Annotated in this window: 15 protein-coding genes; 14 read left to right on the top strand and 1 reads right to left on the bottom strand. The window is 68.2% G+C overall.

The genetic code is table 11. The features are described 5' to 3' along the window. The first annotated feature begins 108 nt into the window (after window positions 1-108). From ACNQFN_RS21175 to ACNQFN_RS21165, 3 genes are read left to right on the top strand one after another with little or no spacing between them, the layout of a single operon-like run. Window positions 109-2,106 carry a hypothetical protein gene (locus tag ACNQFN_RS21175; RefSeq protein ID WP_418647490.1) on the top strand — a complete coding sequence of 666 codons (1,998 nt, stop codon included), beginning with the start codon at window positions 109-111 and terminating at the stop codon, window positions 2,104-2,106. Between the two features lie 54 nt (window positions 2,107-2,160). Beyond that, on the top strand, window positions 2,161-3,900 hold the full coding sequence (gene gspE / locus ACNQFN_RS21170; protein WP_418647489.1) for a type II secretion system ATPase GspE: 1,740 nt from the start codon (window positions 2,161-2,163) through the stop codon (window positions 3,898-3,900). Beyond that, window positions 3,893-5,143 carry a type II secretion system F family protein gene (locus ACNQFN_RS21165; protein ID WP_418647488.1) on the top strand — a complete coding sequence of 417 codons (1,251 nt, stop codon included), beginning with the start codon at window positions 3,893-3,895 and terminating at the stop codon, window positions 5,141-5,143. Before gspE ends, ACNQFN_RS21165 begins: the two co-directional genes overlap by 8 nt. A 165-nt stretch (window positions 5,144-5,308) precedes the next feature. Here ACNQFN_RS21165 and ACNQFN_RS21160 read toward each other — a convergent pair whose 3' ends face one another. Beyond that, a complete protein-coding gene (locus ACNQFN_RS21160) occupies window positions 5,309-5,839 on the bottom strand; it encodes an REP-associated tyrosine transposase (protein WP_418647487.1) in 531 nt (176 codons plus the stop codon). 357 nt (window positions 5,840-6,196) lie between these two features. Between ACNQFN_RS21160 and ACNQFN_RS21155 the strand changes: the two genes are divergently transcribed. The 11 genes from ACNQFN_RS21155 (at window position 6,197) to ACNQFN_RS21105 (ending at window position 15,225) form a co-directional block, all read left to right on the top strand. After that, on the top strand, window positions 6,197-6,439 hold the full coding sequence (locus ACNQFN_RS21155) for a hypothetical protein (RefSeq protein WP_418647486.1): 243 nt from the start codon (window positions 6,197-6,199) through the stop codon (window positions 6,437-6,439). A 289-nt stretch (window positions 6,440-6,728) separates the two neighbouring features. Next, a complete protein-coding gene (gene gspG / locus ACNQFN_RS21150) occupies window positions 6,729-7,160 on the top strand; it encodes a type II secretion system major pseudopilin GspG (RefSeq protein WP_418647485.1) in 432 nt (143 codons plus the stop codon). Then, window positions 7,160-7,636 carry a GspH/FimT family protein gene (locus tag ACNQFN_RS21145; protein WP_418647484.1) on the top strand — a complete coding sequence of 159 codons (477 nt, stop codon included), beginning with the start codon at window positions 7,160-7,162 and terminating at the stop codon, window positions 7,634-7,636. Before gspG ends, ACNQFN_RS21145 begins: the two co-directional genes overlap by 1 nt. After that, on the top strand, window positions 7,633-8,028 hold the full coding sequence (locus ACNQFN_RS21140) for a PulJ/GspJ family protein (RefSeq protein WP_418647483.1): 396 nt from the start codon (window positions 7,633-7,635) through the stop codon (window positions 8,026-8,028). The genes ACNQFN_RS21145 and ACNQFN_RS21140 overlap by 4 nt, the downstream gene beginning before the upstream one ends. Further along, on the top strand, window positions 8,025-8,678 hold the full coding sequence (locus tag ACNQFN_RS21135) for a PulJ/GspJ family protein (RefSeq protein WP_418647482.1): 654 nt from the start codon (window positions 8,025-8,027) through the stop codon (window positions 8,676-8,678). Before ACNQFN_RS21140 ends, ACNQFN_RS21135 begins: the two co-directional genes overlap by 4 nt. A 513-nt stretch (window positions 8,679-9,191) precedes the next feature. Next, window positions 9,192-10,091 carry a general secretion pathway protein GspK gene (locus ACNQFN_RS21130; RefSeq protein ID WP_418647481.1) on the top strand — a complete coding sequence of 300 codons (900 nt, stop codon included), beginning with the start codon at window positions 9,192-9,194 and terminating at the stop codon, window positions 10,089-10,091. 5 nt (window positions 10,092-10,096) lie between these two features. Then, window positions 10,097-11,194 carry a PilN domain-containing protein gene (locus ACNQFN_RS21125; protein WP_418647480.1) on the top strand — a complete coding sequence of 366 codons (1,098 nt, stop codon included), beginning with the start codon at window positions 10,097-10,099 and terminating at the stop codon, window positions 11,192-11,194. After that, a complete protein-coding gene (gene gspM, locus ACNQFN_RS21120) occupies window positions 11,191-11,793 on the top strand; it encodes a type II secretion system protein GspM (RefSeq protein WP_418647479.1) in 603 nt (200 codons plus the stop codon). The genes ACNQFN_RS21125 and gspM overlap by 4 nt, the downstream gene beginning before the upstream one ends. Next, window positions 11,790-12,365 carry a hypothetical protein gene (locus ACNQFN_RS21115; protein ID WP_418647478.1) on the top strand — a complete coding sequence of 192 codons (576 nt, stop codon included), beginning with the start codon at window positions 11,790-11,792 and terminating at the stop codon, window positions 12,363-12,365. Before gspM ends, ACNQFN_RS21115 begins: the two co-directional genes overlap by 4 nt. A 32-nt stretch (window positions 12,366-12,397) precedes the next feature. Continuing rightward, a complete protein-coding gene (gene gspD / locus ACNQFN_RS21110; RefSeq protein ID WP_418647477.1) occupies window positions 12,398-14,800 on the top strand; it encodes a type II secretion system secretin GspD in 2,403 nt (800 codons plus the stop codon). Continuing rightward, window positions 14,797-15,225 (top strand): hypothetical protein, encoded by a 429-nt coding sequence (locus tag ACNQFN_RS21105; RefSeq protein WP_418647476.1) that lies wholly within the window; start codon window positions 14,797-14,799, stop codon window positions 15,223-15,225. Before gspD ends, ACNQFN_RS21105 begins: the two co-directional genes overlap by 4 nt. Window positions 15,226-15,232: the final 7 nt, after the last annotated feature.

The following is a 15,232-nucleotide window of genomic DNA, read 5'->3' as shown; positions in this document are numbered from 1 at the left end:
CCATGACGCTGTCGAGGCTGTTGTCGAACAAGGATGTTGGCAGGACGGGGACGTGAGGCGAAAGCCATCGATCAGCCCTTGCGTGCCTCCTGGATGAGGATGAAGGTGGTGAAAGAGATTACTGGACATCGGCATGTCGGTCCGTCGAGAGTACCCCGCTTCACGATGGCAATCCTGGCCCTGGTGGGCTTCGCCTTCGTGCTCCATGCCAGTTATCCGGGTTATTTGAATCCGGATTCGGTCACTCAACTGACCAACATCTACAACGGCTGGTGGGACGACTGGCACGCCCCCTTCATTTCCCTGATCTGGTCCGGGCTGCTCGGACTGTTCCCCGGGCCGGTCGGTTTCATCGTCTTCGACAATCTGCTGATCTGGAGTGCGCTGGCCGTGGTGGCGATGGGCGTGGCACGTGTCGCCGGCTGGTGGGGGCTGGCGATCCTGGCCGTGCCGGTGTTGCCCGGTGCGTTCAACTACCTCGGTCATGTCCATAAGGACGCGATGCTGGTTGCCTGGATGCTGGCGGCCTTTGCCTGCGCCTTCCGGGGCAACGACGACGCCATCGGCCCGCGTGCCCGGCTGGTCTTGCTGGTGCTGGCGAACCTGCTTGCGGTGGCCGCCTTCCTGACCCGGCCGAATGCCATTTTCGGCCTGATCCCCTTGCTGCTGTACACCAATCACCGCCTTGGCCGCCGTCGCGGGCTGATGCTCGCGCTTGCCCTGCTGGTGCTCATGCCGCTGACGCAGTCGGTGCAGAATCGTTTGCTCGGCGTGGTTTCCCAGCACCCCACGGACTCCATCAAGACCTATCATCTGCTGGCCATGTCGTATTTCGAAGGCCGGAACCTGTTCCCGGGGGAATGGACCGAGGAAGAATCGCGCACGGTCGTCGACGCCTGCTATTCCCCGCTGCAGTGGGACAAGGCCGCACCCTGGGGAGAATGCTCCTTCATCTACCAGGGGCTGGTGCGCCAGGGGCTGTGGGGAAGTGCCACGATGACCCGAACCTGGCTGGGCGAACTGGTGGCGAATCCGCTGTCGGCATGGTCGGCGATGGCGGCGACCTTCCAACTGAGCATGCACGATCCGAACTCGCGGGCCATGTTCTATGCGCCGCCGAAAACGGATAGGGTGAATTGGGAAATCGCCCGGCCGCTGCGGGTGACGAGTTGGCTCACCCAGGGCTATGTGGTGTCGAAATACTACGATCGCTTCGGCAGGCCATGGATGTTTGCCCTGGTGCTCGGTGTCGGCACCGCACTGCTGCTCGTGCAGCACCTGGCCACCACCCGGCTCGGCGCTTTTGCCCTGGCAGTACAGGCCTCGGGCGCGATCTATCTGCTCACCTGGTTTCCGTTCAACGTCTCGGCGGAATACCGCTATTTCTACTGGAGCAGCTTTGCCGCCTGGCTGGGACTGGCGCTCACGCTGGTGGCAACCTGGGTGGGCAGGGGCGAGGTTCGCCGGCAGCGACGGCAACTGTCCTCCATGTCCCGGCTGGCGGTCTGCGCCATCACTGCCGTCATGATCGCGCTGGTCTTCGGTTCGTTCAGGCTGCCGCTCGAAAAGCGCGACATCGTGCTCACGCCGCTGGACGGCGGCGTCATCGCCGTCACCCACCTGCGCACCGCGTCCATTCCACCGTGGATGTGGAAGAAGATCGAAGGGCAGGTCGACGCGCCCGGCTGGCGGCAGGACGGCGACACGCGGATCGCGAAGGCCGGGCAAGGGCTCGTGCAGCCCTTGAAGACCCGCATCGAGAACCTGCACCAGACGGTGAGGCTTCGCCTCGCCACCGGCCCCGACGGCGGCCGCGTCCGTGTGGACGACGGCAGCCTTTCGCGCGTCATCGACACCCGTGCGCCCGAGACTGGCGAAATCGTGCTCGACCTGCCGCCCCGCGGCAGGCTGGCCGATCTTCCCCGCCATGCCTCGTGGCACACGCTGGCGCGGGTGCTGCTGTGGTTGCTGTTGCTGGCTGTGCTGCTGTTTTACGTGAGCAGGGAGCGGGCCGGGCGAATACCGTTGCCGTTTTTTGCGGCACGAACGTACCCTCCTGCGCCCCTCGCCCCGCACTCCCCGGCAGAGCAGCCGAAACCCGGGTAAACTCTTCTGTTCCACAGCCTTTCAGCCGCGCTGTCCTGTTTCCCTCCCGCCGCCATGACCCAAGCCGCCCTTGCCATTCAAGCTCCTCCCGTCGCTCAGGGCGATGCCCGCCCACGGCTCGGCGAGCTGTTGCTGCGGCGCAACCGGCTGGGCGCCCGCGACCTCGAACAGGCCCTCGCCGCCCAGGGTGAAATGGGCGGGCTGCTCGGCCATGTGCTGATCCGCCTCGGCCTCGTCGCCGAGAACGACGTCGCCGAGGCGCTGGTCGAGCAGCTCGGCCTCGTCTTCGTGCCGGCCGCATCCTTTCCGCAGGAGGCGGTGGAAGTGCCGGGCCTGACGGCGGAGTATCTCGTTGCCCATGGCGTGCTGCCGCTGGCCGTCGCCGACGGCACCCTCACCGCCGCGCTGGCCGAACCGCAGAACACCTTCCTGCTCAAGGCCCTGGCGCTCGCCACCGGCTTGCGCGTCGAACCCCGGCTGGCGCTCGAATCCGAGCTGCGCGCCGCACTCGACCGCCTGTACGTGCAGCAGGACGAGGCCGATGATGCCGAAGGCCTGCTCGACGGCCCCCTCGGCAGCGACAGCGAGTTCGTCGAGCACCTGAAGGACCTCGCCACCGAGGCGCCGGTCATCCGGCTGGTCAACCAGATCATCTCCCGCGTCATCGACCTGCGCGCCTCCGACATCCACATCGAACCCTACGAAGACGGCGTCCATATCCGCTATCGCGTCGATGGTGTGCTGCACCGCGCCGAAGTGGCCGAAGCCGCGCTCGCCGCCGCCATCACCTCGCGCATCAAGCTGCTCGCGCACCTCAACATCGCCGAGCGCCGCCTGCCGCAGGACGGCCGCATCAAGACCCGCGTCAAGGGCCACGAAATCGACCTGCGCGTCTCCACCCTGCCCACCGTCCACGGCGAAAGCGTCGTCATGCGCGTGCTCGACCGCGCCAGCATCCGCCTCGAACTCGAAGACATGGGCTTCTCGCCCGACACCTTGCAGCGTTTCCGCAGCCTCATCGACCGCCCGCACGGCATCCTGCTCGTCACCGGCCCCACCGGCTCGGGCAAGACCACCACGCTCTACGCTGCGCTGGCCAAGCTCGATGCCGAAACGCTCAAGATCATCACCGTCGAGGACCCGGTCGAGTACCAGCTCGGCGGCGTCAACCAGGTCCAGGTCCACACCCAGATCGGCATGAGCTTCGCCCACGCGCTGCGCTCCATCCTCCGTCAGGACCCGGACGTCATCATGATCGGCGAGATGCGCGACACCGAAACCGCGCAGATCGCCGTGCAGTCCTCGCTGACCGGCCACCTCGTGCTCTCCACCCTGCACACCAACACCGCGGCGGGGGCCATCGTCCGCCTCGAAGACATGGGCGTGGAACGCTACCTCATCACCTCGACGGTCAACGGGGTGCTGTCGCAGCGCCTGTTGCGCACCCTGTGCCCGAGCTGCCGCACCGCCACCGAACTGCCCGACGAGGCACTGGCCCGCAGCGGCCTCGCGCGCTTCATGCCGGCGGGCCGGCGCACCGTCTACACTGCCGTCGGCTGCCCCGACTGCAAGCACTCCGGCTACCGCGGCCGCACCTCGGTGCACGAGCTTTTCGTCATGGACGATGCTGCCCACAAGGCCATTCTCGCTGGCGCCGACGCCACCACGCTGCACAACGTCGCCCGCCAGGGCGGCATGCTCACGCTGTACGAGGACGGCCTGCGCAAGGTTGCGGCGGGTATCACCTCGCTCGAAGAAGTGCTGCGCGTGACGCAGGACCAGGGCAATGGCTGAGTTCTCCTACCGTGCCGCCGACGCGCGCGGCGGCTTCGCCGAAGGCCGCGTCGAAGCCGCCGATGCCGCCGCCGCCGCCGGCCAGCTCCGCGCCCGCGGGCTCACCCCGATCCGCATCGACGCCGCCGCGCCGCAGGCCGGCGCAGGTATTCCGCGTGCCGACGCCCAGCGCAGCGGCGCCCGGCGTTTCGGCCTGAATACCGACCGTGGCGTCCGCCACGAAGACATCCACAACCTCACCAACGAACTGGCGGTCATGCTGCGTGCCGGCCTGCCGCTCGACCGCGCCCTGCGCGTGCTCGGCGGCATGGCCGAAAAACCCTCCGTCGCCGCGCTGCTGCAGGACGTGCTCAAGTCGGTCAAGGGCGGCAAGGGCCTGTCGCAGGCCTTGCAGCCCCATGTGCAGCACTTCGGCGACTTCTACATCAACATGGTGCGTTCAGGCGAGGCCGGCGGCCAGCTCGCCGACGTGCTCGTGCGGCTGTCGGAGCATCTGGAACGGGTCAAGAACCTGCGCGAATCGGTCGTCTCCGCGCTCATCTATCCTGCCATCCTCGTCGTCGTCGCCTGCATCTCGGTGTTCCTGATGCTCGGCTTCGTCGTCCCCCAGTTCGAAACCCTGTTCGACGACATGGGCGAGGCCCTGCCGCTGCCCACCCGCCTGATCGTCGCTCTCGGCCACTTCGTCTCCGGCTGGTGGTGGCTGCTTGCCGGCGCCATTGCGCTCATCGTCTGGCTCGCGCGCCGCTGGCTGCGCACGCCGGCCGGTGCGGCCTGGCGCGACGCGCTGCTGCTGCGCCTGCCGGTGTTCGGCCAGATCATGCGCAAGTACGAACTCACCCGCTTCGCCCGCAGCATGGGCACTCTGCTCGGCAACGGCGTGCCCATCGTCGTCTCGCTGCGCATCGCCGCCGATACCGTCGGCAACAGCATCCTGCGCTCGGCTTTCGAATCCGTGCCGGCCGGCATCAAGCAGGGCGTGCGTCTGGCCGACGCCCTCGCCGCCACCGGGCTGATGACCCCGCTCGCCCTCAACATGGTCCGCCTCGGCGAGGAAACCGGCCGGCTCGACGCCATGCTGCTCGAACTCGCCCGCGTCTACGACGGCGACGTCCAGGCCGGCGTCAAGCGTGGCCTGACGCTGCTCGAACCGCTGCTCATCCTCGTCCTCGGCGGCATCATCGCCGCCATCATCGTCTCCATCCTGATGGGCATCCTGTCGGTGAACGATCTCGCCGGCTGACCATGGCCCGATGGGTTTCGCTACGCTCTACCCATCCTACGCAATCCACATGGGTAGGATGGGTAGAGCGTAGCGAAACCCATCACCCCAGAAACAGCGAGTGGAACGGATCGGGCCGCGCAGGCAGAGCCAAAGGCGCAACCCATCACCTCGACACGCCATCCCTCACCCCTTCTCCCATCGCCGAATGCCATCGTCAGCAGCCCAGTTCGCCTGATAGATGCCATCCCTCACATATCGATGAAACGAGCTGTACGGCCAGTCGATTGGCCTGGGTACATGGCCGTGTTTGACTGGGTTGTAATGGATGTACTCGACATGGCGGCGGAGGTCTTCGTCGTCACGGATCCGGTGCTCCCAATACCGCCTCTGCCAGATACCACGCTCCCCTTTGGCGATACGGCTGGGGCTGCATTGTTCCCCCTTTGGCAAGCCCCGGGAGAAGCTGCCCTTGACGAGGCGCCAGCGCGTCGAAAAATCGGCGTCTTCCCGGGGTAGCCGCCAGATCATGTGCAGGTGCTCCGGCAGGATGACCGCTGCAACGATGTCGAACGGATGCTGTTGCTGAACCGCCCGGATACTGTGCCGTAAAAGATCGACATGCCGCACGAGCAGATCATTGTCCTTGCGGATGGCGAGATTGACGGTGAAGAAGAACGTCCCGCCCGCCAGGCGAGCGCGGCGGTAATCGGTCATGGCGGCGCGGTTTCGTGTCTGTTGGAGAAAGTCGGAATGGATATTAAGGGAAGATGGCCGATGGGTTTCGCTTCGCTCTACCCATCCTACGCAATCCACATGGGTAGGATGGGTAGAGCGAAGCGAAACCCATCACCCCAGAGACAGCGAGTGGAATGGGTCGGGCCGCGTGGGTAGAGCCGAAGGCGAACCCATCACCGCCGCCCTGCATGCACGAGGCGATATCCATGGCCTGATCGGACTCGAGCCGAGCATCGAAAACGTATCGAATACATGGGCTTTATCGACATCTACAGTCCCCTTGACGATAATGAACGGCGGCGGTAAGAACAACGCCACCCGCAGGAGAACGAGGAAATGCTGACCTGGAGCGAACGCGCTCGCCACGCTGGAATGGAGCAAGGCATTCAGCAAGGCTTGTTGCAAGGCCGTGAAGAAGGCCGCGAGGACGGAGAGCGCGAACTGCTTTCCCGCCGCTTCGGCCCGCTCGACCGCCAGACCTCCGAACGCCTGCAGCGCGCCGCCCGCGTCGAGCTCGAACGCTGGGCCGACAACATGCTCGAAGCCCGCAGGCTGCAGGACGTATTCGACGAGCATTGAAGCCATTTTCGCCGGGAAAGTGTGTCACGGCATGGTCGATGGGTTTCGCTACGCTCTACCCATCCTACGAATCAACCACGGGCAGAAGTAGGATGGGTAGAGCGTAGCGAAACCCATCACCCCCAAAACAGCAGAGACAGATGAAGCAGGGTTGGTCGGGCCGTGCAGATAGAGCCACAAGCGAAACCCATCAAACATCTGATACCCCCGCAACCATCCGTAGCAATTCAACATCCCCGCTTGCGGGTAGAATCCCCGCCGACGCATCAACACCATGAAGGTACGCAACATGATTCAATCAACCGCCGCCCGCGTGCGGCGCGCCGCTGGTTTCACGCTGGTCGAGCTGCTCGTCGTGCTCGCCATCCTCGGCCTGCTGGCCGGCCTCGTCGGCCCGCGGGTGCTGGGCCAGCTCGATGGCGCCAAGAGCAAGACCGCCGCAGTGCAGATCAAGGATCTCGAGCAGGCTGCCGAACTCTTCAAGCTCGACGTCGGCCGCTTCCCGACCACCGCCGAAGGCCTCGACGCGCTGGTCAACAGGGTCAACGTACCGGGCTGGAACGGCCCCTACCTGCGCAAGGGGCTGCCTGCCGACCCCTGGGGCAACCCCTATCGCTACGAAAGCCCGGGCCGCAACGGTGACATCGACATCTACAGCTACGGTGCCGACAACGCCCCCGGTGGCGAAGGCGATCGCGCGGACATCGGCAACTGGAAGTGATGTCCTGCCCTGAGCTGCATGCCCGGGCAGGCGCTCAAGGCGGTTTCACGCTCGTCGAACTGGTCGTCGTGCTGGCGCTCGCAGCATTGCTGATGGGCGCCCTCGGCGCCAGCTACAGCCGCCTCGGCGACAGTGTCGGCTATCGCGCGACGCTCAGGGAACTGACCGCCGGCCTCCACGCCGCGCGCAACCTCGCCCAGCGCCAGGGCAGGGAAGTGCACTTCGACATCGACCTCCGCCGCCGCTGCTTCGGCCTCGGCGGGCGCTGCGACAGCACCATCCCCGACGCGCTGAAGGTCGAACTGCATCTCGCTGCGCAGGATCTCGATGCCCGTGGCCACGGACGGCTGCGTTTCTACCCGGACGGCGGCGCCACGGGCGGCAGCATCGTGCTGGCGCGGCCCAATGGCCAGGGCGTGCGCCTGCGGGTCGACTGGCTGCTCGGCCGCATCAGCCAGGAAGCCTGGTCCGGATGAAAACGGCTGCCCGTCGAAGTGCCGGCTTCTCCCTGCTGGAAGTCCTCGTCGCCGTCGGCATCATGGCGCTGTCGCTCGGCGCGCTCTACCAGGCCGCGGGCGGCAGTGTGCGCAGCGTGCAGCGCGCCGACCAGCGCACCCAGGCGCTGCTGCTCGCCCAATCGCTGCTCGACGCCTACGGCACCGTGCCGCCCGGTGGCCTGAACGCCGCTGGAGAAGAAGCCGGCCTGCGCTGGCAGATCGTCAGCACGCCGTATCCAACCGCCTTCGAGCAACCGCCCGGCTGGCCGCTGCACCATGTGCACATCACCGTCGGCTGGGGGCAGGGCGGCTCGGTCAGCCTTGCCACGCTGCTGCCGGCCAACCTCAACGACCTGCGCCTGCCCAGATGAGCACGCCGCGTTCCGCCGCGCATGGCTTCACCCTCGTCGAAGTCATCGTCGCCCTCAGCCTGGTCGCGCTCATCATGCTCGGCCTGGTCAGTGCGCTGCGCACCTTCGGCGACACCGCCAGCGCGCTCGATGCCCGCAGCGGCGACAGCACCGAGGCCCGGCTGCTGGCCGATTTTCTCCGCGCCACCCTGGCCCGCGCCGTGGCGCAGCCGCGCGTGCAGACCGTCGACGACGGCCCCGTCGTGCCGTTTTCCGGTTCTGCCGGCGAACTTCGCTGGCTCGGCAATCTCCCCGCCCGCCATGGCGCCGGCGGCATGCACTACATGCGGCTGTTCGCTGGCGAAGGCGGCCTCTGGCTCCAGTACCTGCCGCATCCTGGCAACACCGAGCCGCCCGACTGGTCGACTGCCGCCGTGCATCTGCTGAGCCCGAATCTCGATCTGCTGCGGATCGCTTACCAGACCCGGCCGCAGCAGCCTGGCGAAGAAGCCGAGTGGCTTTCGTTCTGGGACGATCTTCAGCACCTTCCCGGACGGCTGCGCATCGATCTCGTCATCGCCGGGCAGCACCGCCCACCCCTCATCGTCGCCCTCGACGCCGCCGCCGGGCGCAGCGTCGGCGAGCGCATCGTCGCCGGGGAGGAAGAATGATCCCCCCGCAACATGCCGCAGCAGCAGGATGGGTAGCGCGCAGCGCAACCCATCGCCCCCGTCCCGCACCTCCTGATGGGTTTCGCCTTCGGCTCTACCCATCCTACGGGTCCACGACGGCACCAAAGGTAGGATGGGTAGAGCGCAGCGAAACCCATCGCCTCCGTCCCACGCCTCCCGATGGGTTTCGCCTTCGGCTCTACCCATCCTACGGGGCCACGGCGGCACCAAAGGTAGGATGGGTAGCGCGCAGCGCAACCCATCGCCTCCGTCCCGCGCCTCCTGATGGGTTTCGCCTTCGGCTCTACCCATCCTACGGGTCCACGGCGGCACCAAGGGTAGGATGGGTAGCGCGCAGCGCAACCCATCGCCTCCGTCCCACGCCTCCCGATGGGTTTCGCCTTCGGCTCTACCCATCCTACGGGTCCACGACGACACCAAGGGTAGGATGGGTAGCGCGCAGCGAAACCCATCACCCCCGCCCACCGACTGCACTGCCGCCGGGGAGGAAGAATGATCCGCCTGCCCGCTGACCGCATACCCCAGCGCGGCCTTGCCCTCGTCGCCGTGCTGTGGATGGTTGCCGCGCTCACGCTGCTGGTCGCCAGCCTGCTGACGATGTCCCGTGCCACCACCCGGAGCGCCCAGAATCATGCCGCGCTGGTTCAGGCCACCGCCGCGGGCGATGCCGCCATCCAGCTCGCGCTCGCCGAATCGCGCCACCTGCCTGACAACCTCGGCGGCAGCAGCGGGCAGTATGTGTTCGATGGCCGCAGCGTCCGGGTCGAGCTGACGCCGGCCAGTGGCTACATCAACATCAACTTCGCCCCGCCCGAATTGCTGGCGGAGCTTTTCCATGTCGCCGGCGGGCTGGATGCCGGCAGCGCCGAGATCCTTGCCCGGCGCGTCGTCGATTGGCGCGACACCGACGAGGAAGCCTACGGCGGCGGCAGCGAGCTCGAACCCTATCTCGCCGCCGGCCTCGCCGTGCGCCCGCGCAACGGCGCCTTTCTGAGCAAGGAAGACCTGTTGCAAGTTGCCGGTATCGGCCTCGATCTCTTTGCTAGAATCGAGCCTTTGATCACCGTGTGGGGGAGCCATCGCGGCGTCGATCCGCTGGCCGCACCCGAAGGGGTGCTGGCCGTGCTGGCCGAAGGCGATCCCGGTCTGGCGCAATCGATCGCCCGGCAGCGGGCAAATGATGGCGCCATGTTCGACACCAGCACGCTCAATCCCGCTTACCTGGGCACCGGCAGTGCCGGAGTGTTCCACGTCCAGGCCACGGTCGTCATGGACGACGGCGCGTCCATCGTGCGCAGCCGCTGGGTGGAAGTCAGGGCAGGGGAGGATGGCACGCCCTGGCGATCCGCCGCAACCGAACCGGCCCGCTACGCACCCGCGCTTTCCAACTGACATACATGGCACTCGATCGCAGCAACTTCAACCTGTTCGGCCTCGACCTCTACCGGCTCTATGAACTGGGCCGGCAAGGCTTTGCCGACCTCGCCCGCTGGCCCCTGTTCCAGCGGCTGCTGCCCGCCGAACCCGTCAGGCTGTACCAGCCCGATGGCAGCGTCACCCTGGTGCTGCCCACTGGCCAGGCCGTGGCAGGGGCGGCGGCCGGTGCCGCGCCGGCCCGGGCCGCTCCCACCAGCCCGGCTGCGGTCCGCCTGCCGGACGATGTCGTTCTTGCGGCCTCGCTGCGGCTGCCTGCCAGCGCCTCGCCGGACGAATGCGCCCAGGCCGCCGCCCTGGCGGTGCAGGGCGCAAGCCCGTTCCCGCCGGAGGACACCGTCTGGGGGCACCGCGTCGACACCCTCGGCGGCGCCACGCTCGTGCACTACGCCCTTGCCGCCCGCAGCCACGTCGAACGCCATCTCGAGGCCCAGCGTTCCGTCCACGCCCTGCCGGCCGCGGTCGAAGTCTGGGCCTGGGCCGGCGATGCGCCGCTGGTGCTGCCGGGCCATGGCGAGCACCGCCGCCAGCGCCTCCGCCGCCAGCGCCTGCTCAAGACGGGCGCGCTGGCCGTGCTCTTCCTGGCCCTGCTGGTCGCGCTGGCCGCCGTGCCGGTGCTGCACCGCCGCCAGCAGGCTTTCGATGCCCAGGACGCCTGGCATCTGCTGTCCGGCCAGACCGCGCCCGCCGCGGCTGCCCGCGAGGCGCTCGGCCGCGCCAATCTCCGCCTCGAAGCCCTGGGCCGGCAACTCGCCGGGCTGCCCGATCCGAGCTGGCTGCTCGTTCGCCTCACCGAGCGGCTGCCCGACAGCGTGCACCTGACCCAGCTCGACATCAAGGGCAACGAAGCCACCATGCGCGGCACCGCCGACAACGCCGGCGCCCTCATCGAACTGCTCGGCAACGAACCGGGCATCAGCGAAGTGCGCCCCGCCTCCGCCATCGTCCGCAACCAGGTCAGTGGGCGCGAAACCTTCATCATCCAGCTCCACTACCGCGTGCCCGAGTCCGCACCCGAGCCGGCCCGGGCCGCCGAACCCGCGCCGGAGCAAGGCCAATGAACCCCCGCCAGCTCCGCGCCCGGCTCTGCCTCGGCCTCGCCCTCGGCCTGGTCCTGCTGCTGCTCGCCTTGCCCCTCGGCTACATCGTCGACAAGAAGCTGTGGGCCGACGGCATCATCGACGACATCGAGCCACGCTACGCCCGCCTGCTCGGCCTGCAGGAAATGGCCGAGCGCATCGAACGCGCCCGCGCACAGGCCGAGGCCGTGCTGCAGGAACAGGTCTATCCGGCCAGCCTGGACACCGACCGCGCCGGCGCCGACCTGCAGCAGCGCCTGCGCGCCGTCGCCCAGCAAGCCGGCCTCAGCATCCAGGGCAGCCAGATCACCACCGTGCCGCCCGCGTCTGCACGGGACGGCACGCCGGCCGAACCCTTCGAGCGCATCGCCGTCACCATCAATCTCGAAGCCGACCTGCCCGCGCTGCAGGAGATGCTGTCCGCCCTGCAGCAGCAGCGCCCGGCCATCCATGTCGAAAGCCTCAGCCTGCGGCCCGTGCGGGGAGGGCGGCGTGGCCGCAACGCCGCCGATGCCGAAGGCGAGGACGGCCAGCGCCTCACCGTCCAGGCCAGGCTCAATGCTTTCAGGGTGACGCAATGAAAGCCCGCTCTGCTTCCGCACGGTCGTCCCCCCCTTCGGCCACCTGGCCGGCGCAGCGCCTGCTCGTCGCCGGCATCCTCATCCTGCTGCTGCTGATCGCGGCCGCCTGGCTGGCGGGCAGCCGCTGGCAGCCGCCCGATCCCCTGCTGCCCGAGCTGTCCGCACTCGCCCCCCGGGCCCTGGAAACCCCGCCGGTGCCGGCGGATGCCGCCGCCATCATCGCCGCCCGCCCGCTGTTCGCGCCCAGCCGCCGTCCGCCGCCGCCCGGCCTTGCCGCGGAGCAGGCGGCCGAACAGCAACAAACCCCGGACCTGCTCGACGGTGCCCGCCTCGTCGGCGTCCTCGGCAGCGGCAGCAACAGCGTCGCCATCCTGCATGTGGCCGAAGGCAGCAAGCGCCTGCGCATCGGCCAGACCCTGCATGGCTGGCAGCTGGCCGCCGTCGACACCCGTGGCGCGACCTTCGAACGCGAAATCGGCGACCGCGAGGAGCCGCGCACCGAAACCCGCCAACTGCCTTTCGTCCGCATACCGCAGGCCGTCGTCGGCAAGCCTCCGCGCCCACGCCGCTGACGGGCCCAACCATCGCCGGTAATCCAATGCCCATGACCCATCAGCCCATCCCGCGCTCCCGCACCCGCTACGGTGTGCTCCCCGCGTTCCTGCTCGCCACCTTGCTCGCCGGCTGCGCCGGCAACCGGCACATCGAACGGCCGGTGGGCAGCGCGCAGGAACTGCTGCCCATCGCCCGTGCCGATTCCCGCGCCACCGGCCTCGACGCCGAAGACCTGCCGGAGCAGGGCGAACCGATGCTGTTCGCCGGCAACGACATCATGATCAAGACCCCATCCGCGCGCGGCGTCATCAGCGGCAAGGGTGAAAAAGTCAGCCTGCGTTTCGAGAAAGCGCCCATCGAAGAAGTCGTGCACGCCGTATTCGGCGACATGCTCGGCCTCGACTACGCCATCGTCACGCCGCTGGCCGGCGAAATCACCGTCTACACCCAGCGCCCGGTCGGCCGCGACCAGGTGCTCGACCTGCTCGACTCGCTGCTGAAGGCCAACGGCTTCGGCATCGCCCAGGATGCCGCCGGGCGCTACCGCATCGGCCGTGTCGACGTCGTCAGCGGCGACATCCCGCCGCCCAGCCGGCCTGCCGCCCTGCCGGCCGGCAGCGGCAGCGTCATCGTCCCGCTGCAATACATCAGCGCCACCGAAATGGCCGAGATCCTGCGCCCGGTCGCCAGCGACGCCGCCATCGTCCGTGTCGATACCGTGCGCAACCTCATCATGCTCACCGGCTCGCGCAACCAGATCGAAGGCTGGCTCGAACTCGTCGCCACTTTCGACGTGGATTTCCTCAAGGGTGTGTCGGTCGGCCTGTTCCCGCTGATCAACGTTTCGGCTGTCGACGTCGATGCCACGCTGCGCGCCATGTTCGGCGAGCAGGGCGTCGCCACCGGCGCCGGCATCGCTGCTGCGCCCGGCGGTGCCGCCGCCGCGCAGCCTGCACCGCGGGGTGGTGGCGGTGGAGCGGCGGCGGCCATCGGCGCCGCGCCCACGCCGGGCGGCGGCAACCTCGGCCCGCTCACCGGCCTGGTCCGCATCCTGCCCATCGAACGCCTCAACGCGCTGCTCGTCATCACCCCGCGCGCCCACTACCTGCAACAGGCGCGGCAATGGATCGAGCGTCTCGACCGTCCCGCCGGCTTCGGCAACGACACCCGCCTATATGTATACCCGGTGCAGAACGGCAACGCCCAGCACCTCGCCAGCCTGCTCAGCGCGCTCTATGGCGGCGAGGGCGGAGAAACCGCCACCACCACTCGCCAGGACAGCGGCGTCGCCCCCGGCCTCGGCCAGACCAGCCGCGTCGGCAGCGCCCGCGGCTCCAGCAGCGGCCTGGGCGCCAGCAGCGGCCTGGGCACCAGCAACCAGCGCAACACCGGCACCGCCGGCGGCCAGGGCAGCACCGGCAGCGGCCCCGCGCTGACCCGCGTCGACCTCGCCTCCAACATCCGCGTCGTCGCCGACGACCGCAACAACGCCCTGCTGATCTACGCCAGCGGCCACGACTACCGCCGCCTGGCCGAAGCCCTGCGCAAGCTCGACGTTTCGCCGGTCCAGGTGCTCATCGAGGCCAGCATCCTCGAAGTCACCCTCAACGACGAGCTTCGCTACGGCCTGCAGTGGTATTTCAAGGGCGGCGCCGATGGTGGTGGCCGCGTCGGCATCGGCCAGCTCACCGGTGACGAAAGCGGCGTCATCGGCCCGATCGCGCCCGGCTTCTCCTACTCCATCTTCGGCGCCGACGGTTCCATCCGCGCCGTCCTCAACGCGCTGGCTGGCAAGTCGCTGCTCAACGTGCTGTCCTCGCCCTCGGTCATGGTGCAGGACAACCGCACCGCCTTCATCCAGGTTGGCGACCAGCAGCCGATCAGGACCGGCACCGCCATTAGCGAAGGCGGCAGCTTCGCCACCGAATCCTTCCAGTACAAGGACACCGGCGTGTCGCTGTCGGTCACGCCCACGGTCAATGCCGGCGACATGGTCAGCCTGCTGATCGACCAGTCCATCACCGACGTCGGCCCGATCGATGACGCGACCAAGCAGCGTAGCTTCATGGAGCGCCAGCTTTCCACCGAAGTCGCCGTGCGCAGCGGCGAAACCATCATCCTCGGCGGCCTGATCCGCGACAACAAGACCGACGCCCGCAGCGGCATTCCGCTGCTGCACGACATCCCGGTGGTCGGAAACCTTTTCGGCTCCACCACGGTCCAGACCACCCGCACCGAGCTGCTGGTCATGATCACCCCCAGGGTGGTGCGCACCGAGCTCGACGTGCGCGAGGCCGGCGCCGAAATCCGCGAACGCATGCGCGGCTTGCGCGACCTGCTCGAGTCTCCCGACCTGCGTGGCAAGCTGCACCACCTGCCGGCCGCGCCGGCTGCGCCTGCCGCCGGCGAGGTCATCGTCGAACCCATCATCCAGGAGAGAATTGCCGAATGAAATTCCCCAACACGCGCCATGCCACCCGGGCCGCCGCGGCGGCCGTCCCGCTGATCGCTGTCCTCGCGCTCGGCGGCTGCGCCGCGCTCGATTCCAGAACGCCCGAGCAGATCGTCGCCGAACGCGCCGCCGCGCGCTGGGAGGCCATCATCGCCAACGACTGGCAGGCCGCCTACGAATACGCCACCCCCGGCTATCGCGCCGCCAACAAGCTCGAGGCCTACCAGGGCCGCCTGCAGAGCGCCGTCATCCGCCGCCAGGGCATCGAGGTCTCCGGCGTCGAATGTCCCCAGGCCGACAGTTGCACCGCCACCTTGCTGCTGGCCTACCAGCCGCTTCAGCCCGGTTTCCCGAGCATGAAGACCCGCATGACCGAGCGCTGGATTCTCGAAGAGGGTCGGTGGTACATTCACCTCCCGCTGTGAGCCCGAT

Source organism: Thauera butanivorans, assembly GCF_048398245.1.
GTDB lineage: Bacteria > Pseudomonadota > Gammaproteobacteria > Burkholderiales > Rhodocyclaceae > Thauera > Thauera butanivorans.
Note: the sequence above shows the minus strand (reverse complement) of the source record. Positions and strands in the feature narration are given on the sequence as shown.